The sequence below is a fragment of the Synechococcus sp. Cu2B8-bc1011 genome (assembly GCF_047302735.1).
Classification (GTDB): Bacteria; Cyanobacteriota; Cyanobacteriia; order PCC-6307; family Cyanobiaceae; genus Synechococcus_C.
On sequence record NZ_CP138915.1, the window covers coordinates 1,559,633 to 1,586,559 of the forward strand.

General features: G+C 45.2%; 29 protein-coding genes. 18 read left to right on the top strand and 11 right to left on the bottom strand.

The window, feature by feature from the left end; genetic code table 11:
• Positions 1-92: 92 nt before the first annotated feature.
• Positions 93-317, top strand: coding sequence for a hypothetical protein (locus SIC18_RS08135; RefSeq protein WP_245407282.1), 225 nt, complete (start codon positions 93-95; stop codon positions 315-317).
• A 57-nt stretch (positions 318-374) separates the two neighbouring features.
• On the opposite strand, the gene SIC18_RS08140 is transcribed toward SIC18_RS08135, so the two are convergent.
• Positions 375-764 (bottom strand): putative quinol monooxygenase, encoded by a 390-nt coding sequence (locus SIC18_RS08140; protein ID WP_048346281.1) that lies wholly within the window; start codon positions 762-764, stop codon positions 375-377.
• 393 nt (positions 765-1,157) lie between these two features.
• Here SIC18_RS08140 and SIC18_RS08145 point away from each other — a divergent pair, with 393 nt between their 5' ends.
• Entirely contained in the window at positions 1,158-1,973 is an 816-nt protein-coding gene (locus tag SIC18_RS08145; protein ID WP_413430528.1) for a bile acid:sodium symporter family protein, read from the top strand.
• A gap of 75 nt (positions 1,974-2,048) precedes the next feature.
• Here the strand turns inward: SIC18_RS08145 and SIC18_RS08150 are convergent, their stop codons facing one another.
• A complete protein-coding gene (locus SIC18_RS08150) occupies positions 2,049-2,261 on the bottom strand; it encodes a hypothetical protein (protein ID WP_413429268.1) in 213 nt (70 codons plus the stop codon).
• A 912-nt stretch (positions 2,262-3,173) separates the two neighbouring features.
• Here SIC18_RS08150 and SIC18_RS08155 point away from each other — a divergent pair.
• Both SIC18_RS08155 and SIC18_RS08160 read left to right on the top strand, forming a co-directional pair.
• Positions 3,174-3,482, top strand: coding sequence for a hypothetical protein (locus SIC18_RS08155; protein ID WP_413429269.1), 309 nt, complete (start codon positions 3,174-3,176; stop codon positions 3,480-3,482).
• 1 nt (position 3,483) lies between these two features.
• The gene (locus tag SIC18_RS08160; RefSeq protein WP_413429270.1) at positions 3,484-3,807 is read left to right on the top strand and encodes a hypothetical protein; all 324 of its coding nucleotides are present in this window, start codon (positions 3,484-3,486) and stop codon (positions 3,805-3,807) included.
• A gap of 308 nt (positions 3,808-4,115) precedes the next feature.
• Here the strand turns inward: SIC18_RS08160 and SIC18_RS08165 are convergent, their stop codons facing one another.
• A complete protein-coding gene (locus tag SIC18_RS08165) occupies positions 4,116-4,223 on the bottom strand; it encodes a DUF4278 domain-containing protein (protein ID WP_157028554.1) in 108 nt (35 codons plus the stop codon).
• 415 nt (positions 4,224-4,638) lie between these two features.
• Between SIC18_RS08165 and SIC18_RS08170 the strand changes: the two genes are divergently transcribed.
• On the top strand, positions 4,639-4,782 hold the full coding sequence (locus SIC18_RS08170; protein ID WP_413429271.1) for a hypothetical protein: 144 nt from the start codon (positions 4,639-4,641) through the stop codon (positions 4,780-4,782).
• A 711-nt stretch (positions 4,783-5,493) separates the two neighbouring features.
• Here the strand turns inward: SIC18_RS08170 and SIC18_RS08175 are convergent.
• Complete coding sequence (locus tag SIC18_RS08175) at positions 5,494-5,625, bottom strand: hypothetical protein (protein WP_284498610.1); 132 nt, start codon at positions 5,623-5,625, stop codon at positions 5,494-5,496.
• A 1,865-nt stretch (positions 5,626-7,490) separates the two neighbouring features.
• Between SIC18_RS08175 and SIC18_RS08180 the strand changes: the two genes are divergently transcribed.
• Positions 7,491-7,736, top strand: a complete 246-nt coding sequence (locus tag SIC18_RS08180) for a hypothetical protein (RefSeq protein WP_413429272.1) — start codon at positions 7,491-7,493, stop codon at positions 7,734-7,736.
• Between the two features lie 295 nt (positions 7,737-8,031).
• The gene (locus SIC18_RS08185; protein WP_413429274.1) at positions 8,032-8,661 is read left to right on the top strand and encodes an outer membrane protein; all 630 of its coding nucleotides are present in this window, start codon (positions 8,032-8,034) and stop codon (positions 8,659-8,661) included.
• A 68-nt stretch (positions 8,662-8,729) separates the two neighbouring features.
• On the opposite strand, the gene SIC18_RS08190 is transcribed toward SIC18_RS08185, so the two are convergent.
• From SIC18_RS08190 to SIC18_RS08200, 3 genes are all read right to left on the bottom strand, one after another.
• A complete protein-coding gene (locus SIC18_RS08190) occupies positions 8,730-9,074 on the bottom strand; it encodes a hypothetical protein (RefSeq protein ID WP_413429275.1) in 345 nt (114 codons plus the stop codon).
• Between the two features lie 242 nt (positions 9,075-9,316).
• Positions 9,317-9,997 (bottom strand): type 1 glutamine amidotransferase domain-containing protein, encoded by a 681-nt coding sequence (locus tag SIC18_RS08195; RefSeq protein ID WP_413429276.1) that lies wholly within the window; start codon positions 9,995-9,997, stop codon positions 9,317-9,319.
• Between the two features lie 558 nt (positions 9,998-10,555).
• Positions 10,556-11,107: a hypothetical protein gene (locus SIC18_RS08200; protein WP_413429277.1), complete on the bottom strand. Its 552-nt coding sequence runs from the start codon at positions 11,105-11,107 to the stop codon at positions 10,556-10,558.
• A gap of 1,789 nt (positions 11,108-12,896) precedes the next feature.
• Between SIC18_RS08200 and SIC18_RS08205 the strand changes: the two genes are divergently transcribed.
• From SIC18_RS08205 to SIC18_RS08230, 6 genes are all read left to right on the top strand, one after another.
• Positions 12,897-13,343, top strand: a complete 447-nt coding sequence (locus SIC18_RS08205; RefSeq protein WP_413429279.1) for a cupin domain-containing protein — start codon at positions 12,897-12,899, stop codon at positions 13,341-13,343.
• A gap of 632 nt (positions 13,344-13,975) precedes the next feature.
• On the top strand, positions 13,976-14,143 hold the full coding sequence (locus SIC18_RS08210) for a hypothetical protein (RefSeq protein WP_157028558.1): 168 nt from the start codon (positions 13,976-13,978) through the stop codon (positions 14,141-14,143).
• A 151-nt stretch (positions 14,144-14,294) separates the two neighbouring features.
• Entirely contained in the window at positions 14,295-14,747 is a 453-nt protein-coding gene (locus SIC18_RS08215) for a hypothetical protein (protein ID WP_413429280.1), read from the top strand.
• A 156-nt stretch (positions 14,748-14,903) separates the two neighbouring features.
• A complete protein-coding gene (locus tag SIC18_RS08220; protein ID WP_413429281.1) occupies positions 14,904-15,653 on the top strand; it encodes a ZIP family metal transporter in 750 nt (249 codons plus the stop codon).
• A gap of 628 nt (positions 15,654-16,281) precedes the next feature.
• Positions 16,282-16,902 (top strand): cysteine hydrolase, encoded by a 621-nt coding sequence (locus tag SIC18_RS08225; RefSeq protein ID WP_048348092.1) that lies wholly within the window; start codon positions 16,282-16,284, stop codon positions 16,900-16,902.
• Positions 16,902-18,452 carry an ATP-binding protein gene (locus SIC18_RS08230; protein ID WP_053068522.1) on the top strand — a complete coding sequence of 517 codons (1,551 nt, stop codon included), beginning with the start codon at positions 16,902-16,904 and terminating at the stop codon, positions 18,450-18,452. The genes SIC18_RS08225 and SIC18_RS08230 overlap by 1 nt, the downstream gene beginning before the upstream one ends.
• A 268-nt stretch (positions 18,453-18,720) precedes the next feature.
• Here the strand turns inward: SIC18_RS08230 and SIC18_RS08235 are convergent, their stop codons facing one another.
• Positions 18,721-18,975, bottom strand: a complete 255-nt coding sequence (locus SIC18_RS08235; RefSeq protein WP_245407286.1) for a DUF3764 family protein — start codon at positions 18,973-18,975, stop codon at positions 18,721-18,723.
• 417 nt (positions 18,976-19,392) lie between these two features.
• Between SIC18_RS08235 and SIC18_RS08240 the strand changes: the two genes are divergently transcribed.
• Complete coding sequence (locus SIC18_RS08240) at positions 19,393-19,569, top strand: conjugal transfer protein TrbI (protein ID WP_071840730.1); 177 nt, start codon at positions 19,393-19,395, stop codon at positions 19,567-19,569.
• 703 nt (positions 19,570-20,272) lie between these two features.
• Here the strand turns inward: SIC18_RS08240 and SIC18_RS08245 are convergent.
• Complete coding sequence (locus SIC18_RS08245) at positions 20,273-21,073, bottom strand: hypothetical protein (protein ID WP_048348094.1); 801 nt, start codon at positions 21,071-21,073, stop codon at positions 20,273-20,275.
• 719 nt (positions 21,074-21,792) lie between these two features.
• On the opposite strand from SIC18_RS08245, the gene SIC18_RS08250 reads away from it, so the two are divergent.
• The 3 genes from SIC18_RS08250 (at position 21,793) to SIC18_RS08260 (ending at position 23,039) form a co-directional block, all read left to right on the top strand.
• Positions 21,793-22,050: a high light inducible protein gene (locus tag SIC18_RS08250; protein ID WP_413429284.1), complete on the top strand. Its 258-nt coding sequence runs from the start codon at positions 21,793-21,795 to the stop codon at positions 22,048-22,050.
• Entirely contained in the window at positions 22,047-22,259 is a 213-nt protein-coding gene (locus SIC18_RS08255) for a hypothetical protein (RefSeq protein ID WP_413429285.1), read from the top strand. Before SIC18_RS08250 ends, SIC18_RS08255 begins: the two co-directional genes overlap by 4 nt.
• Positions 22,260-22,328: 69 nt before the next feature.
• Positions 22,329-23,039, top strand: coding sequence for an alpha/beta fold hydrolase (locus tag SIC18_RS08260; protein ID WP_413429286.1), 711 nt, complete (start codon positions 22,329-22,331; stop codon positions 23,037-23,039).
• 270 nt (positions 23,040-23,309) lie between these two features.
• Here SIC18_RS08260 and SIC18_RS08265 read toward each other — a convergent pair whose 3' ends face one another.
• Positions 23,310-24,452 carry an acyltransferase family protein gene (locus SIC18_RS08265; protein WP_413429288.1) on the bottom strand — a complete coding sequence of 381 codons (1,143 nt, stop codon included), beginning with the start codon at positions 24,450-24,452 and terminating at the stop codon, positions 23,310-23,312.
• A gap of 102 nt (positions 24,453-24,554) precedes the next feature.
• Here SIC18_RS08265 and SIC18_RS08270 point away from each other — a divergent pair, with 102 nt between their 5' ends.
• Positions 24,555-24,926: a hypothetical protein gene (locus SIC18_RS08270; protein ID WP_413429289.1), complete on the top strand. Its 372-nt coding sequence runs from the start codon at positions 24,555-24,557 to the stop codon at positions 24,924-24,926.
• A gap of 518 nt (positions 24,927-25,444) precedes the next feature.
• Here SIC18_RS08270 and SIC18_RS08275 read toward each other — a convergent pair.
• Positions 25,445-26,674 (bottom strand): YbfB/YjiJ family MFS transporter, encoded by a 1,230-nt coding sequence (locus SIC18_RS08275; RefSeq protein ID WP_413429291.1) that lies wholly within the window; start codon positions 26,672-26,674, stop codon positions 25,445-25,447.
• Positions 26,675-26,927: the final 253 nt, after the last annotated feature.

The following is a 26,927-nucleotide window of genomic DNA, read 5'->3' on the forward strand; positions in this document are numbered from 1 at the left end:
CATTAATTCCCTTGACTTGTGCGAATCCGATGCGTGAAAATGCTTACTCTGATGGGCCTTGAGAACACGGTGTGGACCCACGATCATTGCCAGTGGCTCGTCGCGTAAGCCTGCTCGTGAATGCCCTGGATGGAGCCCAACGCACCAATGAGGCTCTTGCTCGGTGTGCCAATGGCGAAGAAATGTTGGACGTACTCCTGGGAGCATCGATGAAATTAAGGCTTGGCCTTACGCGCGAGCAGCTCCGCGATACACCCCCGATTCGAGATTGGGTTTGGTGGAAAAATAAAGAAGCAATTGTGACTATTGGGGATTAGGAAAAGACGGATCTATTGCATTCGTTTTAAGTCTTAAGAAGCGCATGATTGGTTTTATCAAACTCTGCTGTAACCCAGCTTTGATGGATAAATCTTGAGGGGAAGTCCGAAGGACTCCATCAGCTTTTTGCAGTCATCGCCGACAGTTCCATAAACCTCAATTCTGAAGCCATCGCCAAGTTCAGCATGCTTTTGCAAGTACTCTTGAACAGGTGGGTTGGAGACGTGAGCCGTAAATGCATCGTCATTTGCATAAACTTCTGACCAGACAAACGCTTGTGGGTCGTCCGGATCTTGATCAAAGGTGTGATGAAGCATGCCAGGCTCGGACGACTGAACCGCTTTGTCAGTGATCCGGGCGAGTTCCAGATATTGATCGACGCAGCCCGGTTTGACATGGATGCGTGCCAGAAGCATGAAGGGAGTGGATTGATCGAAAATCGCCACGTTGAGCAATCAATTTGGACGATTCTCCCAAACAGCACGCTGCGTTTCTACTCATTTTAAAAATGCTCTTCTAAATGAATTGGAATGCATGCTCTGAATAGCCATTTGAAAGCTTTCATTGAGACACTTATTGCTTCTGTTCAGTATGGTCGGGCTCATGCGCACTGCGAAATGCCAAGTCTTGCTCAATGGTTAGTCAAATAGTGGAGAATGATTCGTCTCGTGTCTTGTGGAACTTCTTGATTTAATACCTGAAATTTTATAATTATGGGATTCTTCTTGGTAACGGGGAACGGTTCTAATGAACGAGTTTGACTATGCATTATTGTTGGTTGTTATGTCGCCTCTGGAATTTTGATCGAACTTCTTTTGACTGGGAGTCTCGCTTTCATCATGTTTTCATTGGGACTGTCCCTGAAACCACAAGACTTTGGAGTTGCACTTCATCAGCCAAAAGCCTTGATTGCTGGCGCAATCGCTCAACTTTTAATGCTTCCACTCATTGCTTTTGTATTGCTGAGGATCTTTAGTGTGCAAGGTGATTTCGCTCTTGGAGTTATGATTTTGAGTTGCTGTCCTGGAGGTATCACATCAAGTCTTGTCACTAAGCTGTCTCGAGGAGATGTAGCCCTTTCAATCTCTTATACCGCACTGGCCAGTCTTGTTACAGCTGCAACTCTCCCTCTTGTTTTGAGCATCGCAGCACCAATTTTTATCCCACAGCAAGAGATTGGATTGTCAATACTCCCTTTAAGCTTAAAAGTCTTTTCATTGGCAACACTTCCTGTTCTTTTGGGTGTCTTGATTCGCCAGTGGACCCCAAATCTTGCGGTTCGCTGGCAGTTGCCAAGTAGTCAAGTGGCAAATGTTTTGTTTGTTGCAGTCTTGATCGGAGTATTGATTGGTCAGTGGGATGTTTTTATCGCTTACCTTCCAGTGCTCGGACCAGTGTTGCTTCTGCTCAATCTTTTAATGCTAATCGTAGGTTTAGCGGTTGGTCATTTGCTGAGCTTAAAGAAAGCACAGATTACCTCGCTGTCTGTAGAGGCTGGTTTTCAAAATGGAACGATTGGCATTGTTGTTGGTTCGTTGATCAGTGAAGAACTTTTGCAAGGAGGATTGAGTCGCTTCAGTCTTCCTTCAGCTGTATATAGTGTTTTGATGTTAATAACGATTGTACCCTTCGTTCTTTGGAGGAGAAGTTTGTGATGAGTGAATCTGCTGAATCCCTAATGATTTGCACTTGTTGTCGATAACGGTTATTCGCTTATTCATGAAGCCACGCTAACGTTTTTCAGTTTCGACTTCTTGAATAACTACGGATCCATCTTCTAAGGCGTCAGTCATTTCTTCAACAAAGTGATCTGCATAGAACTTGAGGCTGTCTAACTTCTTGGAGGGATCCTGGTCATTGGTGATCTCATCAATCGCCTCATCTGCTATCGCCTTTCTCATCTCAGCCTTTAAAAGTAACTGTCGAGCTTCCTCGACACTCATCAATGGATTTTGTTTACCCAATGGTGTGTGTGTACTCAGCCATGACCTGCATTTGGAACACTGAAGCCCCAGTCTGTTGGCATGGTGCCCTATTGCTTTTGTCGTGCTGATAGACATACGTAAGTGTTACCTTGCTCAAGACTGTCTCAAGGAGCAGTTGTTAGCTCACGAAGTCTGCTTCTGATGCTGCTTTTACCACTTCCAGGTCGTCAAATGACGCAGGTTTCAAATGGTCAATGAAGTGAATGCGAGCTGCATCCGACTTGATCCATAGATTGAGTTGTTCCCTGCTTTGAAGCTCGGGCACATTCAAATTCACCGTGATGGTGGCACGCACAGTTATTTTTTGAGAGTAATCCATTTGTGATTTGGTTGGTGTAATACGTATGCTTGAACAGTTAATCAGTGAGCATGAAGGACTAAACTATAATGACAGCATAGGGATGCATACGGGATTCACTCCATCTGCATTGAATCAATGGTTCGCAGTTGATTGGAGCGAGCTGACGTGCAGCGCAAGATTCGTGAATGACTTGCATCTTCTGCTCTGTGGTGATGCCAACATGCTTGATTAGAATCGTACAAAGCAGGGCTGATCAATCGATCAATCGTTCCTTGAGGAGTATTATATTTGTCATTGCAGAGGCAGGACTAACATTGTTGTAATGGCTGTGGAGATGAACAGACTTCTTGAAAAATGTGGAACATGATCAAAGGATTAATAAGAATTGATGTGGCCACTGCAACTGAATGGGATGAAGGTCGCACGCAATTCATAGTTCTGCGCACTGCTCAGCCACACCCTTTCAACCGCCCGCACCTTTCCCTAGGTGTGATGTTTTTAGTGACAAAACTACGCTCTCATAGGCTTACAAGATACGATTTCGGATGATCGGAAGGAGGCGCATACCCATGATCCGCGTTCAATTCACTGCAGCAGTTTTTGCTCTTGCAACCTTTGTCGTGCCATCCAGGGCCGAGATCGTTCCCTCCCAGTGTCGTCTCATTCGTTACGGCGGCATTGACACTCCTGTAGAAAACTTTCCTTGTGATTTCCGTCAGTCAGGTGGGAATGTCACTGTGGACTCCAAGAACTGGGCATTCACTTTCTTAGAAAGGAATCAAGGCAAGACTTTTATTCGCATCAATAGCATCCCACTCACGTTTACTCGTACAGGCCGATATACCCTCCAGGTGACTCAAGGCCCCAGGATTCGTTGAGATGATTCTTACCTTGGCAAAACCCTATATTCAATATTTGATGGGACTTGGAGGCATCATGATGAATGGGCTGCCAGCTGCTTTGCTTCTTGCCGGTCCCCCTGCTCCTCCCATGCCCCCTATTGAAATTCAACAGCAAGTTCCAGAAGAACAACCTGGATTCAAAGTGGAGAACTTTCGATTTGAGATCGATCAAAAGAGCTTTGATTGCTCTGCAGGCACGCTGAACTCAGGGAATAAGGCTCCCTATGCTTACAACCCATCAACGAATGCTTTTGCAAGAGAGCTACAAATCCATGCAGCTCAATGTAAAACTCGCTTTTGAATAGTTTGGAGGTTATCCAAAAAAATAATCTGTATAACACTCACTGCCATTGGTTGAGCAACCGATTCCACTCTGTCAGTGAGTGAATGGATCCTGCAATTGCTCAGGCCGATAGCATTTTCGTCTGTTTATCCCTGGCTTGGCTATGAGATTGAAGTGAATGTCGAGATTGCTTCGGTCTTCAGCCATGATTCCACAATGGAGTTCAATCGATGTGGATGAATTCAGGTAGGGTCTAAACCGCTAAGACTCAATAAAAAAAGCCCCCACGGTTTAGAGAAGGGGGCCTTCGTTGTGATCAATTGAGATCACTTTGCATAGGGAATGCCGCGGTAGGTCAGAAGTGCTTTCTTCGATGAATCGAAACCAGCACCTTGGATCTGCACGTACTTTTTGCCGCGATAGGTGAGAGTCATTTTGGGTTCCTCAGAAATCCAGGTCCCCGTTCCGTGGCCTGGCGAGTCTGCGCCTCATGTCAATGAGGTGAACGTTGTTTGTAGCTGTTGCTACATGATCTTCATAGCAATAATGTCTCCCTTTTAGTTGTTCGAGGGGATACAAAGCGGCATGTGATTTTGAATTCTGTAGCTTTTCTATACAGAACACTCTGCCCGCTTTCTCGTTATCCACGTATACCTCACACGTGATGAGCAGTCAGCAAAGAAACGCTCATTTCAGCAGTCGTAGAGAGTGAAGAAAAGACTTTCCTGGTTCGCAAGGGTTTGGAGGTCCTTCTTATGGCCAAATTCCCTGCGTTTGCTTGTTTTCTGGCGTTGCGGGGTTGCATCTCCTTAAGAGAGTGGTTTGATATTGAAATCGATTCCTTGACTGATGTCCTTGCTTCTTAAGCGTCAGATTGAGCGGCTGGAACTTGCTATTGAGCTTTCTACAGACTGGTTAGAGATTCAATATTTGAGGGCCGAACTGGACCAACTGAAGGACTTATATGAGCAGCCACACGCAGGTGTCGCCTGATCAAAGGTTTTTGTCCAGGATGCTTGCCAACTTTTGGCAGCAGATCCATGAATCGTTTGGCCTATGCACTCCCCTGCTGTCCTGACCTCTCGGAACCGCTCCAATCAACGAAAGAAGGGATCATTTCTGATTCAATGGGATGCGCTAACTGATCTTTATGTTGATTGCTCTAGATTTGGAAAGATCTGATCCAGACGTATGACTATTTCTTGACTCGGCCATGGTGATGGCGTCTTCCGTGGCGGACGCCTCATCGCCCACAACGCGATCGCCACGTGTTCGTATAGTTTGCGTCAACAGAGGTAAGTGGTTCCTACAAGTGTTGTCCTAGTGATGAATGAGAGGGATTGGGAATTTTTACTGGATGAAACATCATCATGGACATCCTTGCTAAATCTCCCTCCATGAAAAAAGTTATTTGATTAATATCTTCAGTTCGCTCACGATTGAGACGATGACTTCGATGTAAATCACCTCAGGATGATCTTCTCAGGCGGTGTAACCCAACACCTAGAAAATATCTCCGTTCATACAGGCCTTTCAGGGATTCATTGAAGACCGACCTTATTAGCGATGATCTAAAACTGATCCCGTTGTTCTTGATTCAATTTATAGATGTTGAGCGCGAAGCATGCGGTACCGAAGCTTACAAGGAGTACGAGCAGATCTTGAGTATTCATGGTTTATCCAGTAGGGATTTTTGCCTAAGCCTCAATCTTGAGCAGCTTTTGCTTTCTTGACGACAGGCAGGTCGGAAGGCTGGGCAAGGATGTAAACGACAGCAGCGGAGACGACTGCAGTGAAGGTGATCAAGCCAAAGATGGCGGTTGAATAGTCGGTCATCGAGAGGTGGTTGAAACGCTTGTTACGAATCTTAGCAAATTTGTAACGAAAGGTAAAGCCACGGCTCGATTCCGCTGTTTTCGGAGCATCTAAGGGGATTTCGGCCTCCTTTGACGGGGATGTAGGTGGAATCAAAGCTGTTAGACGTTGTTGGTTCGCAAGGTGAGGAGATTCTTCAGCTCAGTGAATTAACAGATTCAGAGCGCATGCTTAGCAAGATTGCTGAGTCACAATTCAATGCTGAGAACGGCCCCCTTGCGCAGTGCCAATGAGCCAACGCTCCCTGCGAGAAGCCGACAGGCTCTCACTTTGGCGCAATTTTGATGTGCATCAAAAACAAATGGGCGGTTTTTGACCTCACCCCCAAATTCTCTATCCATTCAGTCCAACGCCGCTGCGGCAAGAATGATGGATCACTTGAAAAGCACATTTTGATGATACATGCTCAATTTGAGCCATGATCCGCACCACGATAATCTCATAATCCAGTCAATCCATCTAGTGACGTCGGCGTGAGGTCTTTCGTCGGCAGAGGCAGTTGATGTTGTGCGGCTCATCGCTGTTCCAAGGTCAGTCAACGATTCAAGAGCCATCTTGAAAAGGAGCCAACGCAGGGGAGCAGTGGTTCCACTTCACACGTCCAGGCAGAGGATTGAAGTGCCTCTGCTTTTTGCTGATTAAGTGATAAAGTAAAAATGCATCTAAGAGTATTTATCTGTTGACCTCACATGCGCAATCTGTGTTATAAATTTATTGAGAGTTGGTAACTCCAGCACTCCAAAGACAGAGGCTTAGAGAACCTTTGTCTTTTTTTATGTGATTCCTGGCAACAGCTGGAGTTAGCTGCTCTGGAGCTAAGGATAACTTCTCTGAGAAAAGTGACGTGATTATCAAGTGCTCCATCGCCGTTCCGCAAGGACTCTTTCTTGTTGGTGCTTTTGATGCTCAAGCATCTTCACCCATTCAGCCAATCTGAGGTAGGAATGATGCTAGTGATCTTATCTGCGTTGACTCAGAAGCTGTATTGATCCCGCATACAATTTTGCTTGATGAAGACTGGTCAGTACAGCTTGCGAGTGAAGCAGGCGATCTCTAAAGAAGCTTCTACGACTTTACCGATCAACACCATGCCAATCATGATCTGATTGCTCAGCAATTTCATTCCTGTGACTATTGATTCGTGGTTTTTGGCTTTGATCCAGGCAAGCTCTGATTCTTCCGTACAGTTCAACTTAACCCCGACTTGCCCGCTGACATGTATATTGTGAAGCAAGTGTATGGGTGACCCTTATAGAAGCTATTCGGTGCCATTCTAGACAATCTTTATGCCATGAATCAACTGCCAATAAAGTTACGATCATTCACGGCATCAGGCCAAAGAAAACTGCGCAAGATTCACGCTTTCTAGGCTTCTCTTTGGACGTATTGTCTAGTTTGTACTTTTTGACAAAGCCATCCTAACGAGTGAATTGTGTCTTAAGAATCAGAACTCCTAAGTCTATGTTGATTGGTTGGTTGGCTGATCCCATTCCCTTCCTAACTATGTAGGGTTCTATGTCTGTAAAGGTTTTCTTCCCGCTTCCCACGACCCACTCGAAGATGGCTGAGGTGCCTTCTTCGATTGACCTGCTTTCATTTCATCTCTGGAGCTATGCCAGCGCTGGTCGGCCTGACAAGTGTGCAGATTCTATGTTTTGGTTAAGGACTGCCACTGATGTAGCAATGAGCACCTGCCTTGCGTCAAAGTGACTGGATTGAATGGACAGCGATGGCTAAACAATCAAGTGTTCTGTTTGTCTCCATCCAAAAGATGGTGATGACCTCCATTACTTTCGTTGGAATTCTCGGAGCTACATCATTGGCCATTGCTCCGGCAGTTGAAGCTAACCATCACCATCATAGGAATCACCACAACAGACATCATCGCCGTGTCGAGAACAGGGAAAGACGCCGAGCTATCCGTCATGACCGGCGGGATTGGGATCGATATCGCCGTAATAACTACAGCATTGGAAGATATGGAGGTTATCTACCACTTCGTCCTGCCTACGCCTATGGATATGGCTACAGGAATGGTTACAGGTATCACAATCCTTCTGGCATACAGGTAAGGATTGGATTTTGATCTAGATCAGCTCCATCATTGTTTAGGGGCTCAGCCCATCTCAGTACTCATCCGCTAGAACTTTGCCCAGTTGGTGTACCGCGCGGCTTGGTTAGGTGCTCCTCCTACTGCAACTCCTGCATGACCTTTGCATAGGTCTAGGGGGCATTAGCGGAGAGACGAGCGGATGGTCAAACAGCAAACCTGAAACTGCCTACTTCGACTGGTATCAGCAGCACAAGTGAGGCATCGTTGCCTTATTTCAATACTGTGCTGTGCTGCGTTGTCTCTCCTTAGGCCTGTTGGCTGCTTCTATTTCTGTTGCTGCTTTACCTACCGTTGCTCAAGAGGGCAGTGCCGACTTCCCTAAGCTGTATATCACTGGGGCAGCTGGAGCGAATAATCCAACAACCCGATCGAATACTGGAGAGGCCGGAACTTTTGAAGAATATACAAATCCTGGTGCATCTGCAGAATTAGGATTCGGTCTTGATTTTGACGGTTTTAGAGTCGAGGTGACTTATGCCATAGATGCCAGTCAATTGCGAGGCTATACGAATATTAGAGGAGTTGATTTTGACTATGTTTCAGGCGGAGAGACCCGAAAGCAATCAGCTTTCTTAAGCGGATACTGGGATGTTTTGCGTCATAAAAGTTGGACGCCTTACTTCGGTGCCGGAATAGGCTATTCAAATTTAGATGTGCGAAACTTTTCTGATGCAGGTCTCTCTTATGATGCATTCAATCGCTCTCTTTGGGGGTATCAATTAAAAGCTGGCCTGTCTTTAGATGTCTCGTCAAGATCGACACTGTTTGCTGAAGGTATTTATAGGGCAACGTCTCGCTTTGATACCAATGATGGATTCAATGATTGGAACAATGCGTCTTGGAGTAGCTGGGGTGGTCAGCTGGGGATCAGAGTAGATCTTTGATTTGTGCTATTGAATAGAATTGACTGAAATTAAAAATCATTTTGTTGTGAGAATATTGGCTTTGCATTCTACTGTTTATTTTTCTTGTAATGGTTTCTAATTGCTACTGGCTTATTGCCAGATTGGAGAAGAATCATGTCTATTGAACCGTCTGGTAGCAGTCTGCCCCTGTAAATGCCAGGCTCATCATATTCAGCTAGGCCAATTTCACAATCAAATGGGTCTACTACACCTATTATCTTCTCGGCATGGGCCTTGGTCACTTTCCCATCATCTGTATGCCCAGAATGTGTCGGTGACTCCCACGACCGAGTGCCGGTGATCACGCCATCATTATCCACATTAATTGAAAGCATGGATGTACCTACATGTTTCCCGATACTATTAAACCCTATGTTTTGGGCTGAATTCATGCCTGATAGTTCTGACAAATGTATTGGTGGCTTGCAGGAAATATCAGCTATTGTTTGATGCTTTTCAATTCCACAGGCAGAGACAGACCCGGCTAGCAGCAACCAATAAATTGTTCGCATTGAACTAATCATTAGATTGAACTTGAAGGGAATGACTAGCCCTTCGGGGCTGTGTGTTGTGTCAAAGCTTGATTAGCAGGATGTCCTGTTTTGTCTCCTGCCAGGCGTTGCTAGTTCTCATTCTATTTTAGTGCTGCAAGAACTAGATTTGCAACAGCCTCTGAGGAGCTCGGGTTCTGACCGGTGATGAGATTGTCATCCTGACAGGTGTGGGACTCCCAGTCGCTTCCTTTGGAATATTTGGCACCATGTGAAATCATCGTATCCTCCACTAGCAGTGGAACAATCTTCGTGAGACCAATAGCATCTTCTTCAGAGTTTGTGAATCCCGTCACTTCTCGCCCTTTCACAATGTGAACCCCGCTCTTGTCTTTTGCGTTGACTAGCGAAATTGGAGCGTGACAGACAGCGGATACTGGCTTATTGCTATTCCAGAACTCTTCGATCAGACGAATCGATGCATCATTGTCGACGAGATCCCACAATGGACCATGACCACCTGGGTAGAAGACTGCATCAAAATCTTTGCTAGAGATTGAGTCAAGCTTCGCTGTCCTGGAAAGTTCTTCATTGGCTGCCCTATCTGCTTTGAAACGTCGAGTGGCCTCAGTTTGTGCTGAAGGGTCGTCGCTTTTGGGATCAAGTGGAGGCAGCCCACCTTTTGGAGATGCCAGTGTGATCTCAGCTCCTGCATCTGTGAATGCGTAGTAGGGAGCAGCAAGCTCCTCTAACCAAAACCCCGTCGCTTGGCCTGTATCGCCGAGTTGATTGTGTGATGTGAGTACGAAGAGGATTCGTGTCATGATTGTGATTGCTTTTCAGTGCATGTAAGTGTTGATGCTTGTCTATTCAGCAAGCAAAGAAAAGAGCTTACCGCTGATAGATTTTAGCTGTTAGAGGGGTATGATTTGTAGTGTTGTTCCCAAATCAGATACCTACTCGATCCCCATTGTGTTGTCTTTAGGCCGGGACGTCCTGTAAATCGATTGAAAGAACAAAGGTAGTCTGAGTTCGTCGATCTTGTTCTAGTTTGTTAGGACGAAAGAAATCATGTTGATCTCTTCCGTTTCTATGCAGCATTCTTCTCCCCATATCGCCCATCAGAGTAGTGATCTCTGTTGCTTTATTGTCCAACGCGCCTTATGGCTTACTCCTAGGCTGCTAAGTTATAAGTCTGTTTCTTGTCACTCTTGTCAATCAAGTTACTAACCACTCAGGCTCAACCTCTGCGACTATATCCCTTTTAAATTCTTTAATACTGAGTGCTCGCCAATGCTTACAGTTTTCAGAATTGTCAGTCCTCAGTGCCACCAGTGGGGGTGACATTAAATCTACTTTGTGTTTACAATTTTCTTGCCAGACTAATTACTCGCAGCATGGCAAACGGCATTTAATGTATGAACATCTGCTGCGCTTCTCGGCTGATTGCCGTTGATCAGACCTTGCTGACAGTTGGCTTGACCATTCACTCTGATTCCATTGACATAATAGGTGAAATCGATGCTTATAGGCTGTGGCGATGATTGTTCAAGCTCGTAATCAAGATTCCTATTGGTTTCTGGAACGACGATCGTAGGAGAATTTTGCTCACGAGAGTTGGCAATCGCAGAGGTGATCATTGCTCCTGTTGCTAAACCTGCGATACCCCATTCAGCTCTTCTATTTGGATACCAGCCCCAATTATCATGATGCCATCTGCCACCGTGATGCCAACCACCTCCGCCGTGATGCCCACCTCCGCCGTGATGCCCGCCTCCACCGTGATGCCCACCGCCGCCGTGATGCCCGCCTCCGCCGTGATGCCCGCCTCCGCCGTGATGCCCGCCTCCGCCGTGATGCCCGCCTCCGCCGTGATGCCCGCCTCCGCCGTGATGCCCGCCTCCGCCGTGATGGTGTCCAGCACTGATTGGCATGACTCCTGCCAACGTTAATGCTGATGCAATCAAGAACGTTCGCAGCATAACCTCAATATCATTTTTTTATGGAATAGCCACTGATAATCGATTTGTCAACATTGTTAAGAATTTAGAATTGCTCCTGTTAATTGTAATCTTGCTTGTTCGCTTGCCTGAGTGTTGGTGGATGAGACTTGGCTTGATAAGCCACTCTCAAATGTTTTGGTCGGTTTGGTTATGCGACCAATGATTTGTGGCTCTCTGGCGGCCAAAGACCAGCTATTTTTTGATTCTGAACGTTCTAAGCAAAGTCAAATATTTGGAATCAGAAGATCCGAATTCTATTCTCCACCGCAGTGTTAATCTTCCATTCCTTTGCAGAAGGTGCAATCCTTGTTATAGGGATGCGCAGAAGCGACCACGCCCAATCCCACAATGAGTTGCCTGTATCAGCTGTAGTTGTGCTGATTCTCATCTGCTGGAGCACGAGGTTATGAGTGCTGTTATCACTGGTAGTTGGATCAACTGAAAGGGTCCGAAGGCCTTTCATTTCTATGCGTTGGTGTGATGTCTAGCCCTCTTCAGTCTTGGTTTCTTGCTTTCGTTTGTTCACCAATGCTGCATCTTCGCACCTCTTTGCTGTATGTATCTGCAGAATTAGTGGGTTCTGCCCTGACTTGTTGTCCAAAAAACTAATCATTGGGAGTCAGTATTTCATCCCCACTGCCTGGGTCGAATTGATCCTTTGAAGGTGTATGAGGGCATCCTTTGGAGGTCTGCATTTCTGCAAGACACCTTCTGGCGAAGATCTGAGTGATTCCTCTTACCTAGCCCATCTTGCATGAGACCTTCCTGTCCACACTCTGCTGCCTTCAGCTTCAGCAGGCAGCAGTTGGAGCAGGGGTAGCACCTAATCAAGAGTTGAACTCTTCGATCAACCACCTATCCATGCACCGCCGGGTCGGCTCCTGGCCTGGCATGGCATGGGGTGAGTCAGGCAAGCCCCAACAGGTTGTCCTGCGGGGGCAGTCCTGGTCCTGGACGGGATCCAAGAAACCTAAAGGTTAGGTCTCAAGTTCTTTCTACCAAACAATGCAAAGTCCCTCAACCTTTCGCGGGCTTCTAAATCGCGAAAGATTGATGGTTGTGGGACTGTTGACCCCGTCCAAAGAGTCACTATTTCATTTTGCGTCCGCCTGAGTCTCTGTTAGTGCGAAAAGCTCTCAATAGTTGTGACGATTGAGCGTGACGCATGAAAAAGGTGAGCCCTCTTGGCTTCATTGTCTTGACCTCTTGCACCGTTGGTTCCTTCGTCTGCCTTGATCAATCAGGCAATACAGAAGGCGACTAACCTTCTTCTGGGGTCTGAAGAGCCAAACTCTTTTAGAACTTTTAAACCACAAGCTGAGGACATTCTGTAGTTCAGTCAATCAACCAAGACGTAGGTTCTTGCTTATTGGGTTTTCTCTGGCATTATTTCGATGTGAGGAGGGCTTCTTCACGGAGTGGAAACTAGGAAACACGTCTAACGAGAAGCCGAGAGACCCCGCCTTTGGCGGGGTTTTCTTTTGTCTCTTCACATAGTCCGAATCGTTGTTGACACCACTTCGATTTCATCTGTTTTTGCGTGAGCAGCAGATCGCCGTTATTGCAAGAATGATGTAACCCTCGGATCGATCCTGTGTGTTGCGATGGAGGCAAAGGCCGGAAAAAGCTCGGGGGCAGCACAGGTGCTCATTCTTTAAGTAAGGAGGAATCACCCATTCATCGCACCAAAGAACAAGTTTTCGCCAATCTCTAAGAAACAATGATCCGCATCACACTGACCGCTGCAACACTGCTCTTAGTTGCCAGCGGTACTCAGAGGGTTCTTGCCGAACAGGTCGAGCAACAGCCTGATCCCATCGCTTCTGAGGTGGTTCTGCAAGCATCCTCTTCCTGGAAGGGTGATCAGTACAAATATCCCCAAGGCACGCCACTGATCACTGTCAAAACAATCCTCTTCCAGCCAGGAGCCAAATCAAAACCACACTCCCATGACATGCCGGGAGCTGCACTGATTCAACAAGGAGAACTTTTATGCGCGGTTCCTTTGAAGGGACCTGCCAAGCGCTTTGTAGAAGGGGACGTTCTCCCAACAACATTCAAAAATGATCTACATACCTGTGAGAATACGGGAACTGACGTGGCCAAAGTATTGGTTTTTTATGCAGGTGCAGTTGGTCTTCCTACGTCGTATTACATCCAGAAATAAGCGGCTTGAAGGCATAAGCAAACGGACCTAGAACAAATGATCCGCACCACACTCACTGGAGCAGCCGTCCGATTAATGTCAAAAAAAATAGAAGCCCAACTGTGAAGGCTGGCTGTGATGAACTGTCAAGAAGGGACCATCATTCAGATCATGCTGGCTGTACTTCAAATCCTGTTCATGACATTTTGAGCTCAAAAGGTAGATGACTACATGATTCGGATAGCACCTAGTTTCGAATGGCATAAAGGGGATGAAACAGCGGAGGTCCATCCAATGATTTGCGCCCACTTCGATTGCCACAACCTCGTTAAGTCATCACAAAACGGTCGCCTTCTTAATGTTGCTCTTCTTCTTAAGAGGCCTCAACACTCCAGTTAGGACTTCAATGCAAAGTCGACTCATGGATATGCGAGTGTCTAGATAGCCCCCAATATTTTAAGAAGCAAAAAAAAGCCACCCTGTCCAGGGGCGACTCACTGCATGCGCCACCAAGTCATCCAAACCGGGTGCTTAACCATCAAAATCTAGCGAAGGTTGATCGTGAGAGCTAACCGCACATTTTGATTGAACACTTGTTGTTAGTTGGTGTAGCTAATGAAGCGCATACGGCTGTGAATAGATGCAGGTAACAAGTGCCTCGTAGAGACAGACAGGCTGATGGCCTGGTAGCTGGGAGTGAGCCTCTAGCCCTTTCGCGAGAGATGTCAGCTGAGCACTCCACCCTTCTATGGGATGTGGAGATGGGGTTGTTGGCAATTTCTGAACAGGCCCAGGACGGTTCACCTCTTCAATTTCCATAAAGTCCATCCAGGACTGAGAATCACTCAAGTATGGCTAAAATTCACCGCTTTAGGTGGCATAGTATTAGTTATCGATAGAGCCTTACAAAGGAACACTAGTGGGTTGTTTGTTTCACTATTTATCCTTCGACAAAAAATACTTGATCTGCCAATGGCGGGGATTTTCGATTCTTGCTATGAGGGAGGAGACTTAGTCTTTTCAATTTTGTCAAATCAACGTGTGGGACTCGCAATTCTTGCTGGCTTCATTCTCTCGGGACAGGTACAAGCGAAACCAGTTAACAAAAATCTCAATCTTATGTCTGTTAACAATAAGGCAGAGATGACTAGGGCTATTTGTATGAATTCTGGTGCAACCAGTAAGCTACTAATCACAAAGATGGCTGTCGTAAGGCGTATGAGTAGTGTTAAGTGTCATTCTGGGGAAGCCATGATTAGATATCGAGAAGATTCCTCCGATCCAGGTCATGTGTTGGTCAATATTGATCCACCTATTGGCAATGGTAAAGGTTTAGACTGTGATGGTAAAGCTGATATTGGACTTCATTACATTGGCCTAAACTGTTTGCAATCAAATCTAGAATCTACTGCACATTCCAAATAGCTTATCAACTTCTATCCACCACGCCTTTTTTGTTTTGCCCCTCTTTTTGAGGGGTTTTTATTGTCTGCAGAATCTCAGTCCAATTGTACTTTTTGCAGCAGCGGAAAGTGTGCGAGGACCTGTTTGCGAGAATGAGAATCATTCTTGCTAACGCAAATGTCTGGTATGGCCTTGAAACCGCTGTTGGTCGTAGTTGTCGTCCTTGTTTCTCTTGCAGCTGGCAGATCTGCCATACGAGCTAAGGGTTCCGATCTTCATAAACCAGCCCTAGGTTTTGGCGAAGCTTTCGCTGCTGGGATTTTTCTTGGAGCTGGGCTCATTCATATGCTTGGCGATGCTGAGGGAGCTTTTGTCGCTGCAAACGTCAACTACCCCTTCGCAATGGTGATCTGTGGTGCTGTGATGTTGCTACTGCTCTGGATCGAACATCTGGCTAATCAGAGCAGTGCAAGCCCAGCAGGAAACAAAAAGCTTGTAGCTTTTTCGGCTGTGCTGATGCTTTCAATTCACTCGCTGTTGATGGGTGCTGCTTTTGGAATATCAATATCAGCTGCATTGACAATGGTGATTTTTGTTGCAGTTCTTGCTCACAAAGGTTCTGCAAGTTTTGCCTTAGGTCTTGAGCTAAGCAGGTCTCAATTTTCTTTATCGTCTGTTTGGTGCTTGTTTATGTTTTTTGTTGCGATGTTTCCGCTTGGTGCCTTGCTTGGCCAGTCCGTGAGCGGAGCAGCTAAGGCCTATCCTTTGGTTGAAGCTTCAATTAGTGCTGTAGCTGCTGGAACATTTTTATTTTTTGGTACGTTGCATGGTTTAGCTACCAGTCCAATGATCGTTCGTTGTTGTAATCAGAGGGAATTTGTGGGAGCGGTTGCTGGATTTACTTTGATGGCAGTTGTGGCTATATAGACATAATGGAATTATTTGAAATATACTACGGGATTATTGATCACTTGCTAAGGCTGCTTGGGATCGCATGTGACACGAAATTTCAAAGATTTATAGATAAGCTTTGTCCTTCATGATTTCTAGTATTGGTAATTATCCGCACTGTTGTTAGCAACAAATTTGCTTCTACTTGGCTTTAATGTAAACTGACACATCCCATCCAAGCTGGTTAATGCCGTGTGTGAGCTAACAATTGTAGCTTTTATTGTCATTGCTCGTGAGGACCATAGTAGTCCTTTCTAGAATGCTGGAAATAGTCATTTTTCATTCTTGTTAATTCTCTGCCAACATTAAAAGTATACTTCCGTAGGTTAAGTTGGACAGTTGTTTGTGATCAGTCTAGGCTAATCCCTAATGTTGCTTCGTTTATACGCGAACAACTTGAAGTTGATATAGACATTTTATTGGAAAATTCTCAAAGAGTTTAGGTCGGGGTCACTTGGATTGATGGCTTAAATACTGGCATGATGCGTGCGGCGCCACCATGCAGACAGAATTATCTCTTTCTCTTTATGAGGATTTGGCAATGATATTATTCATTTTAGTATTCATGGCTTAGATTATAACTCTGCAAGTGCTGCCTACTCCTATGTCTACACTGCCTTCGCGTAATATTGCTTTACTACTTATTGGCTTTCAGCGGGACTATTTTGACCCTGACGGCATTCTGTTCTCTGTTGTTGAAGAATCTCATCGTATTTCTGGAACTCTTGAGCATACAATTCAACTAATTGATTCTATTATTGATTCACCAGTTACTATTGTTAATACACCAATTGTGTTTAGTGAGACTTATCATGAAATAGAGAATCCGATGGGTATTTTGAAAGCAATCAAAGATGCTGAAGCATTCAAGTCTGGCACACCTGGTGCTGAAACTATTCCGCAAATTGCAAAGTATGGAGATCGAATTGATGTTATTCCAGGAAAGAAAGGTTTCAATGCATTTTCTAATACAGAATTGAAAGATTTACTTGAGAAGAAAGGAATAGAACGACTTGTAATAGCAGGCTGCGTGACCTCTCTTTGTGTGAATGCCACTGCACTTGCGGCTAAGGAAAATGGGTTTGAAGTAACGATCTTATCTGACTGTACTTCTGGTCGAACTCCAGTTGAACAAGATATGTTCTGTAAGGAAATTTTTCCATTATTTACTGATGTGATAGATCATAATCAATTCGCCAATGGAATTCTTCGTGATTCTGACTGATGTCCATAGATCGTCATCATGATCCAGATGCTATAGCAGAAGCTCAGTCAAGGCTAATTGAACGCTTGGCAGAGTCTGAACGAAGTATTAGAGATATTCTTACTAACCTTCCTGTTATTGTTGCTCGCTTTGATAGGCATGGTAAAGGAGAAATTCAATTTGTGAATATGGCTTGGAATAGAATATTAGGGTTTGATATTGATTCTACTATTGGGACCGCGATTGACTCATATGTTTTGCTAGATGATTTAGAAAAGTGGAGAATACTTGTTACTAATGCTAAGAGTAGTGCTCATGATTTTTCGGATAGTCAAGTTCGCTTTAAAGACTCAAATGGCGAAATACGTTGGCTGAAGGTTAAATTTGATCAGCGCGAAAGTGGTGAGGCCATTGTTTTAATGGAAGACTTTACAGATAGAAGACGTTTAGATTCTGAATTGTTACGTGCTCAGAGATTGGAGAGTATTGGCAGGCTCGCCGGAGGTCTCGCGCATGATTTCAATAATCTTCTGCAGGTTATTATGGGTTATATTGATCTTAGCCAGAGATTAAACAAGAATAATGGCATTGACGCAAAGTATTTGAAGATTGCGAGTCAGGCTTGTCTCCGTGCAGCTGGTTTAACAAAGCAAATGTTGTCATTTAGCAAAGGTGGAGATCCTGTTAGAACGATATGGGCATTGCAAGATGTTGTTAAGGAAGCAATGGAAATGACCTTGCACGGTTCTAATGTCAAAGGTGTTTTAAATTGTCAGTCATTATTGCCTAATGTTGACATTGATTCTGGACAGATACATCAAGTTTTTAATAACATTATTCTCAATGCCGAACAAGCTATGCCAGAAGGTGGTCAAATTGACCTACAAATTTGTAATGAATGGGATGGAAATGATGGACAGTTGAGAGAGATGGTTGTTGTTGAAATTACAGATTCTGGAATTGGCATCAAACCAACGGATATGGACAAGATCTTTGATCCATTCTTTACTACCAAAAGCCATGGAACAGGTCTTGGCTTAACAAGTGCATATTGGATTGTTAAAAGGCATGATGGCGACTTGCAAATTAAAAGTGAATTAGGCAAGGGAACTCTTGTTCGTGTTTCCTTGCCTGCTGTTCGAAATGTTAATACTCCTGTGAAGTCGATTATTGTTGACCAACAACCTTTGGATCGTGCCAGAATATTGATTATGGATGATGAAGAGATGGTGAGATCATCGCTCCGCCTAATGCTTGAAGAACACGGCCATTCTGTTGTTAGCACTGAGCATGGTCAGGAGTGTTTAGATGTTTATCTTAGTGCCTTTGATGCTGGAAATCCGTTTGATCTAGTCATACTCGATCTTACTATTTCTGGAGGTAAGGGAGGGATATGGGCTATTAATCAGTTGAAAACAGTCAACCCATCAATTAAGGCAATTGTAGCTAGTGGATACAGCCAGGATTCAATCTTGGCAGATTATAAAAAAAGTGGTTTTAGTGCAGTCTTGCAAAAACCTTTCGATATGCAATCGCTTTCTAAATCATTGGCCGCTATTTTGACAGATTGATGAACAGTGATCTTGATGCTTCATTCTCTTGCTAATGTCTCATGTTTTTCTTTTGTCTCCAGAAAAATGACAAATGCCGTTTTGTCTATCACTTTTGAGTCATAAGCATGAGGATTCTATCATTTATTGATCATTTGAATAGGTTTAATTGTTGGAACCCTATGCTTCCTTTGGCTTTTATGAGTATTGGTATTGTGAATCGCTTTAATTGATGTTTCTCCCTGTCAGCATGCGTGAATGCTGATTTAATGCATTGAAATTAGCTTGCTCAACCAATCCAGATGCTTGTGTTCACGGAATCCATCACTGCTCCATTTGTTTCTACATAATCTCTATTGTCAAGAAGGAATTGTTCAGTAGCTCCTTCAGGAGCTTGAATGATTACCAGTACCTGCTTGGGATCCTTAGGTGAAACACCACGAAAAAGAACTTGCATGGCGTAACGGTCATGGAGCTCAGAGGTTTCTTTACTGTCAAAAATTTGAACCCATTCATCCCAAGTATTTGAGATGGACAGTGTCACGACTTCAGTTAGGACCATTGATTTCTCTCGTCTGAATCAAAGTTATGCCTCCGTTTCAAGTCTTACAAGGGTGATAGCCGACCCGCTTATTGGTAATACCCGACTCATTGACAAAGGACAACTCTCTAATGGGCGAGGAGTATTGCATGGGACATGTGATCGTCAGTTGCCACTAACGGGTCTGCTCAAGCAGTGATCACTCGCGTCTAGCTCAATCTTTAACGCACCTCCGTCATCATCCGATTCCACTGGAGTACCAATCAAGAGCTGCTTTCGATTAATACAATTATCGTTTTGAATGTCATTCTCTAGAAACGGTAATCATTCTCACTGTCGATCTGATTGTGTAACACTCATGAAATTTTAAGGCTCTATATTTACCTATGCTGTTAAAACTACTATAGATGGAATAGGTCAATGACAGTAACAGTCGTCAAGTGTGCCTGCTCACGCTGCACCTGTGAAGTAAGCAGCTCTTCTGCTATTTCTAGAAATGGCCAGATCTACTGTTCTGATGCTTGTGCAAGTGGTCACCCCAATCATGAACCTTGTCATGACGCCGTTGGCGCTTGTGGTTGTACTTGTGGTTCTTGACCAAGTTAATGGGAGGGATTCTCTTTCAAATGATCTGCTATTACCTGTAGTGGGCATCTCGCCCAACTGCCCAAATGTGGCAGCAGTAGTGCGGCCCCGCCCAATAAACGAGATGTTCAACGGTCAAGACTGTCTGTTTAACAGACAAGACTGGACGCTCATCTAGATCAAGTCAAAGACTAAAACACAGCATGTCTTTGCTTTGAGGGGTCGGTTAGCAGCGATGTCTCATGGGATTTGGACCTGTTATGACCAAATGATTTCTCAAGCAATTGGTAACGGGGATCAGCCATCAAGGAAGAGGGTCGCCTAAGGGGTAAGGCAACCTCCCTTCCTCTGGGAAAGACGGTTGCTTCCTCGAAGGACCGCCTCATTACGGGTGATGACTCCCGTCCCACTCCAACTTTGCTCCCTAAGGATTTCTTTGTCTATGGTTATCTTCAAGGCTATACCTATTGGAAAGAATGAAGACTTTTCTTCAATGGAACTAAGAACTTAGCTAAACAAGCATGTACAAATATTTTCACCGATTCACTGATCGACGTAACAGGGGGAATGCAGACGATGTTCAAGTATCTACAATTCATCAAGCGTTCCGTTCTTGTCGTTATTGATCTCCCTAGTCGTAGGGCTCTATGACCAGGCTTTTCTGCCAGTAGACCTTCCTACGAGTCTTCCCTTTCTAAAATCAGGATTTTTCGACTTATTTTGATTCGATATGTTCAAGGATTGCCACAGTGAGTGAACCTCCCTGTGTTTGTAAATAGGCATATCCCTTACTGTCGGTGCGCAGAATGGCTATGTAGTCGTACGTCACTCCATAGGAATCCTGTTGTTGAATTCTTCCAATACAATTACTAATTTGAGTGAATTTACCTTGATACCTGGCTACTTCAAACTTTCCCGAGTAGGATGAAATTGCAACCCCAGACATCGTCCAGTCAATCCATTGCTCCCTTTGAATCACTCTGTTGGATTGCCAGCGACCATTCTGGAACTGATGGCCTTCCTGCAAGCTCAATATTTCACCGGTAATTGTGTCTTTTGTGCAAGACATGTTTGATTGCGGAAACCAACGTTCACTTGCGACCACTCCAGGTGTCCCTAGGATGCCAAAATGCGGTTGACCGTTGGAGTTTAGTATTGCATGGCTGTCCATGCCGCCGTCATTGCGGTTTATCTTGACACTGCAATTGTCAACATTCTTCCATCTTCCTGTGTAATGACTTGTGCTGTATTTTTTACCCTCTCTGAGAAAACGTGTTCCTTTTAAGCTGCCATCTGAATTCCAGGTTTCTCGTTGAAGTTGTCCAAGAGGGATGTTTTTTTTGCTTCCTTGGCTAACGATTAGGTAAGTGCCAATCTTGGCCTCCTCGCAAAAAGTATTGGAATTGGGTCTTGCCTTTGATGGCTGACCGAAAATTGGAATAAGTAGTAGTCCAAGCAACGGGAAGGAAAACCATTTTTTCGTTGATAAATTGCAGATGCGTTTTGACGTTAACATTTCATGTTTCACAACGAGGACTGGCCCTAAATGATGTCCTGCTTTCAGTTGACAAGATTTTTAGGTGTGATGCTTTCTGTGATTATTTTAGGGTTTTGATCCCACTCCTCATTCGATGCTTATCAATATGTAGAACTACGTCGGCTGGCGCTAATCACGAATGTTTTCGTCACTCAACACTTTTTGTCAGAATTCATGACTCTATCTCTCCACGCCCTGCCAGGATCGGGGCTTTGGATTTCTTACTGACTAGCGGTAAAGGCTAGGCATCTTCACTTCATCTAATGATTGCCCCAAGTTTCGATGTCTTTTCCAGAGGGCTTCTGACTTCTGCATCTCTGTTGCTGCCTTGCCTGCCATTGCTGAGGAGGATGGCAGTAGTGCAGATGAGCTTGGTGAGATGAGTTTTAGATTGAAGGACTTGATCTAACCAATACAGGCACTCAGCAAGGATCAGGAACGCCAAGCCAAGCATGCATTGAAGGGTTCTTGCCTCTCTCACTGGTGGCATCAGCAGATCAAGCGGGCTTGAACGTTAGCGGTACATTAGAAAATTGCTTTCTTCTAGTAGGTGGTACTCAGAAGTGAAGAATCCGTGAATTTGCTCCCGTAGAGACCGACAGCCAAGTTCGTTTAACCGTCCCTCTAATGACGGCTGACCCATCTTCCTGGCGGATCGAAGCAGGCATAGACCGTTTGGGTCCCTCTCGGAGACACCCATGACCACCACCACACTCCGTTACAACGGTAGAGCTTTTATCTACGCACCAACCAGTCCTGTCGCCAGAGATGGAGAAGAGCAGGGCAATGTGTACAGCAAAGAGCGGCGTCTGGAAGTGTCCGCACCAGATGCGGGATGGGGCTTTCATGAGCGAACAGAAAAGCTCATAGGACGCCTCGCAATGATTGGATTCGTTGCTGCGACAGCGACAGAACTGATCAGTGGTGAGGGTTGGCTGCGCACCATTGGACTTTGACCTGGCGTCCATCGCTCAAAGCAATCACCATCCACTGCCCCGCCACGAGCGGGGTTTTGTATCAGCAAGGAATGCTTTACGCGCCTGCCCTCAACCAACAACCCTCAACCCTCAACACTCAACACTCAACACTCAACACTCAACACTCAACACTCAACACTCAGATGATGCTGGCTTTGCTTCAGGAGTTACTGATGGGAGGCACCTAAGGACTCAAGGTCATCACTCCTTAACCATCCTTCTTCGTTGATGATGGTGTTATTCCATGTATACGAGCGGTGAAGACTATTGATCCTCAGCAGCCGGTTGTGATCCTTGGAGGGTTTTTGATTACAGCCGAGGCTTATGCACCAATGGCTGAATGGCTGAAACATCAGGGAGTTTGTGATGTTCTGGTGGTTCCCATGACTCGTTTGGATTGGTTTTTGACCATTTGGAAATTTGGTTGGCGTCGCGCAATCGACCGTGTGGATGACATGGTCAAACAAGTTCAACAACAGTCACCTAGTGGAAAAGTTACCTTGATTGGGCACAGTTCCGGAGGAGTGATGTTGCGTCTCTTTCTCAGCGATGAACCTTTCCAGGGAATTGTTTATGCCGGTTCAACTCGATGTGATCGCTTGGTTACGCTCGGCAGTCCCCATCAGGCGGCTCGTGCAACACCTTTGAGGGCGATGGTGGACCGTCGCTTTCCTGGTTGTTATGAATCTGGAGTCGATTATGTCTCTATCGCAGGAAAGCTGGACTTATCGAGTGAACATGCATCGAGTTTCAGCCGCAGAGGTGCCAAAGCTAGTTATCAAAGAGCCGTTAATGATGATGGATGTCTCGGTGATGGATTGGTTCCAGTTGAGTCAGCTCTGCTGACAGGTGCTCGCTCTTTGATTCAAGATGACACTGCCCACGGTGGTTTATTTGGGGACATCTGGTATGGATCTACGCAACGTCTTGAAGCGTGGTGGCACTTTGTAGTGAGTTGTGAATTCTAATAGGACAACGCTAATACTTAAAATGATTTATCAATAAAAATGCATGCCTTTAGGTTAACTCGTTGTCGGCTTATTGGATTGTCAATGCTTGAGGCAAGGGTTTATGCCAGTTGTTTTCATTCACTTTCATCGATCTGTAAATCTCTCATTGCTATTAAAAAGCCTTTGGTAAAAAGCAATTGATAGGGGTCCCCAAAAGAGCTGGACACGACAAAACTAACTGCTTGGCCGTAACAGCAAATAATTCGCTGGAGGAATGTGATTTGTGATCTATATGATCCTGGCGACAGATGGAATTCGTCTGAGCTGATGGCTGATTCCGAACGAGATTATGATTCCTATAGCTGATGCAGCTATTGCAATAAGCCAATGATTTAGCCCGATGAAACCAATAGCCTCTAGCAATACCACGAGCACCAGTGGGTGAATGATATAGGCGCCGAAGCTGTCGATTCCAGCGGTTGCTAACCACTGACCGTATTTGGTTTCATTGCGCTGGAACCACAGCAACAGATAGGCAATCATTCCCCAACCGATGAAGGGATTCAGGAAAGCCCCCAAAATTGTAAGTTTGCCAGATTCAGATGACATGCTGCCGTTGAAGGTCAGCACTAGAGAGATCGCCAGAAGGCAGAGAGCCAATGCGACGGAGAAGCGGAACCAGCGCACAACCAGATGGGAGTTAAGTCGCTCCAGCCAGCGATGGAACGATGCCTTACTACCCAGAAAAAACAAAAATGCATAAGTGAAAATGTGCATGCCTTGGAAACCCAGGCCATCTAACGGTGTACTTCTCAAAGCAGCCCATAGGTCTGTTCTTGTCGTTAGCACCACCTCAATGATCGCGAGGACAACGGCACTGATGAGCCAAGAGCGAAGCCGGGGTATGGGAACGGAGGTGTCGACAGAGAAGCGATCTCCTCGCAGCGCAACCCAGGCGCAATAGAGCAAATCGAAGACGAAGAGAACCACCAGAAACCAAAGCACTCCTACGCGATTAAAAGGTATGTCGCTCCAGGGCAAGTCGGCTAAGGGACTTGCTGGCGAGAGCCTCCCTAACAGCCATGCGGTGTTGTTGATCAAGAACAGACCAATTAAAAAGGGAATTCCAATTCGCCGGAGACGATCTTTGAGGTAATTCGCTATGCCCTTCTTATGTACTGATCGCGGCACAAAGTAGCCCGACAGCAGAAATAGCATATAGATGAAGAAGGTGTTGCAGAAATATCCAAACCAGATGCTAATACCTCCAAAGAAAGGCACTGCAGCTCCCTCGATTGGAATACGCACTCCCATCCAACTAATGCCAAAAGCCATTGGAACATGGACAGCAATGACTAGCGCGATCATTAGCGCCCTGATCTGATCAAAGAAGAGCACACGCTGGTTGGTGCTGATTTGTTGGTTAGTCATAGAATCAGTATCAGCAGGAATTAAAAATTCTTGCTCCCCTATATGGGTGATTTCTGTCTGAGTATTGAGTGAGTAAGAGTGACCTAACTGTCACAGTGGCTAGTGACTTTCGTCCAATTGCCAAGCCATCAGCCTGTCTGTCTCTTCTACAACCAGCAAAGGCTTCCTCTACTCGGACTTGACCTCACCACCTATATCGCGTCCAAGTTATTCAATTCCCAGTACCAGCCAAGACTTGTAGCCATCGCCGAAAGGGCGGTGAAGGCGCATCCCCCAAACGGACTAAAGACTTATGCCCAGCTGCCAAGCCATAAGCATCTCTCTCTCCTCTTCAACCAACAAAGGCACCATCCAATCCGACCCGACTTCACCAGTACATCCTTCCAAGCTGTTCAATGCCCACCCTTGAAGCCCTCAGCGTTATTAGCCCGTAGCTCCATCAGCAGCTCCTGCAGCAAAGCCAGCGTCATCTGAGTGTCGAGGGTTATTGATCACAGGCAACTCCTTAAAGCATTCCCCGCTGCATTAACAAACCCTGCTCCTAGAGGGGCACATGATTGAATGCAAATATGACTTAATCGGATTCCCCGACCTGACTTCGCACGGGGTTGATACCCCTTGTCATTTGAGATTCCAAAGGTCCATTTACTTCTCTCTGAGCTACCAAAAATTGAGAACACACTTCTGTCTGCATTGACTTATCTTTTCATACTGTTGCCGCTTAATCTATATGGTTTTATAAGTATACCAACTGAACTATCTGAGGCTTGATATTCAGAGCTGACTCCAGCTCTTTCGAAATATATCTGTCTAGCATTTCCTGCATTGGTTATCGATATGCAGATGACGCTCGCTTCATAGGTGGAGTTGATGATGTCAATGGTTTGGCGGCTCGGTCTAAGCAGCTGGACCTGTTGTGGGTGTAGCCTAGCCGCACAAAATCGCTTTGCTGAGTGGAATTAGTGAATGGGAAGTTGTTGCGATCTCTGCTCTTATTTGTCTGATCCATAAGAAGCAATCGGTGACCTAGGCTTAATGACAATTAAGCATTGCATGAATTCCAGAAGAACGTGAATCACAACTGCGACAATTCCCAGCGTAAGAACAAGATTGATATTGGTAGCTGAAAGTTGAGATGTTGAAGTTGAGAAGATGATGAATCCCAGTGAGCCAAAGGATGTAGCAAAAGCCCAATATCTTCGCTGAAGCTCTTCATTGCATAATTGCCCAAGACGATCTATAGTCAAAGCACCAATCATCATGTCCCAAACACCAATCAAGAGAATAGAGATAGACAGTGTTGATGCGTGTTGTGTCGCTCCAAAAAGAATGACTCCCGATAATCCAAATAAAGATATAAGTGGTAAAAATGCCTTAGTTGTTAGTCTTGAGGTCGTCATTGAAGGTATTAAACCGCCCATGATTAATCCAAACCCGAATAGACCATCTACATTGCTAGACACTATGGGAGTTAAGCCGATTTTCTTGATTGCAATCAATGGTTCATAAAGAATTACGGGTACCTGGCCTATCTGCATAAAGACAAATCCCGTGATAATGAATAAGATTGAAAGGCCAAGACTCCTAGATTTGCTCTTTGATTTGACATCACTAGCGGCCTTGAAATTAGATTTTGTGCAGTTAGCCTGAAGCTTGAAGTTTGTTAACATTAGTTTTATTGTCGGCAAACTCAGAAACGCGGTCAGCAATGCAAGAACATTCCATGCAGTAGGTGCAGAAGTAGGAGAAAAAGTTCCGATTGCTACAGCTCCGAGAAGTGCACCAACTCCACCTCCGCTCATGATCACCCCAGTTGCTTGTCTTCGCCAGTTGGGAGGAACACGCTCAAGGGCGACAGATGGCAGTCCGGCAACGAGCTGAGCAGCGCCCCATCCACACAGTAATCGCAAAATTGATTGACTTGTGAGATTAATGTATCTCCCCTCCAGAATAATAGAAATCATGATAACTATTAGTCCTGCAAATACAAATCTGCTTGAAATCTGCCTGCGCTTGATGCAAGCCTGCTGAATAGCTCCTGCAAGATAGCCAAGCATATTGATTGCAGCTAGTTTTCCAATATCTTCAATGTTAATCCATTTAGCGTCTACCATCAGGCTGCCAACAATTCCAAAATCAAACCGAACTAGGCCCAACCCAATTGCGATCCCGAAGCATCCACCAAGCAGATCAAAAGACCAGTGATCAAAACTAAATCTCATTTTTTCTGTACCAGATAATTGCTTTGGTCGGCAATTGATAAGTGAGTAGAGGGCTTGACTCTCCCAGGTAATTTTTTGCTTGCGAAAAAATAAAGGTGCTGAGCGTTTATTGCTAGAACATTTTATATGAATGATTGAATCCTGAACTCACGATGCAAGTATCTTTAGAACTTAGTCGGTTCAGGTCCTCAAGGCGATTTGGGCGGTTCGTGGAGCAGCCTCGTTACTTCGTGCACCTCGGTAGAAAAAAACG

What these genes read in the sequence shown, in the direction of transcription:
- SIC18_RS08145 (WP_413430528.1), top strand. Translation starts at nt 1,158, where the DNA reads ATGTTTTCATTGGGACTGTCCCTGAAACCACAAGACTTTGGAGTTGCA.
- SIC18_RS08150 (WP_413429268.1), bottom strand. Translation starts at nt 2,261, where the DNA reads ATGAGTGTCGAGGAAGCTCGACAGTTACTTTTAAAGGCTGAGATGAGA.
- SIC18_RS08155 (WP_413429269.1), top strand. Translation starts at nt 3,174, where the DNA reads ATGATCCGCGTTCAATTCACTGCAGCAGTTTTTGCTCTTGCAACCTTT.
- SIC18_RS08160 (WP_413429270.1), top strand. Translation starts at nt 3,484, where the DNA reads ATGATTCTTACCTTGGCAAAACCCTATATTCAATATTTGATGGGACTT.
- SIC18_RS08165 (WP_157028554.1), bottom strand. Translation starts at nt 4,223, where the DNA reads ATGACTCTCACCTATCGCGGCAAAAAGTACGTGCAGATCCAAGGTGCT.
- SIC18_RS08170 (WP_413429271.1), top strand. Translation starts at nt 4,639, where the DNA reads ATGTCCTTGCTTCTTAAGCGTCAGATTGAGCGGCTGGAACTTGCTATT.
- SIC18_RS08175 (WP_284498610.1), bottom strand. Translation starts at nt 5,625, where the DNA reads ATGACCGACTATTCAACCGCCATCTTTGGCTTGATCACCTTCACTGCA.
- SIC18_RS08190 (WP_413429275.1), bottom strand. Translation starts at nt 9,074, where the DNA reads ATGAATTCAGCCCAAAACATAGGGTTTAATAGTATCGGGAAACATGTA.
- SIC18_RS08195 (WP_413429276.1), bottom strand. Translation starts at nt 9,997, where the DNA reads ATGACACGAATCCTCTTCGTACTCACATCACACAATCAACTCGGCGAT.
- SIC18_RS08200 (WP_413429277.1), bottom strand. Translation starts at nt 11,107, where the DNA reads ATGCCAATCAGTGCTGGACACCATCACGGCGGAGGCGGGCATCACGGC.
- SIC18_RS08205 (WP_413429279.1), top strand. Translation starts at nt 12,897, where the DNA reads ATGATCCGCATCACACTGACCGCTGCAACACTGCTCTTAGTTGCCAGC.
- SIC18_RS08215 (WP_413429280.1), top strand. Translation starts at nt 14,295, where the DNA reads ATGGCGGGGATTTTCGATTCTTGCTATGAGGGAGGAGACTTAGTCTTT.
- SIC18_RS08220 (WP_413429281.1), top strand. Translation starts at nt 14,904, where the DNA reads ATGTCTGGTATGGCCTTGAAACCGCTGTTGGTCGTAGTTGTCGTCCTT.
- SIC18_RS08225 (WP_048348092.1), top strand. Translation starts at nt 16,282, where the DNA reads ATGTCTACACTGCCTTCGCGTAATATTGCTTTACTACTTATTGGCTTT.
- SIC18_RS08230 (WP_053068522.1), top strand. Translation starts at nt 16,902, where the DNA reads ATGTCCATAGATCGTCATCATGATCCAGATGCTATAGCAGAAGCTCAG.
- SIC18_RS08240 (WP_071840730.1), top strand. Translation starts at nt 19,393, where the DNA reads ATGACAGTAACAGTCGTCAAGTGTGCCTGCTCACGCTGCACCTGTGAA.
- SIC18_RS08245 (WP_048348094.1), bottom strand. Translation starts at nt 21,073, where the DNA reads ATGTTAACGTCAAAACGCATCTGCAATTTATCAACGAAAAAATGGTTT.
- SIC18_RS08250 (WP_413429284.1), top strand. Translation starts at nt 21,793, where the DNA reads ATGACCACCACCACACTCCGTTACAACGGTAGAGCTTTTATCTACGCA.
- SIC18_RS08265 (WP_413429288.1), bottom strand. Translation starts at nt 24,452, where the DNA reads ATGACTAACCAACAAATCAGCACCAACCAGCGTGTGCTCTTCTTTGAT.
- SIC18_RS08275 (WP_413429291.1), bottom strand. Translation starts at nt 26,674, where the DNA reads ATGAGATTTAGTTTTGATCACTGGTCTTTTGATCTGCTTGGTGGATGC.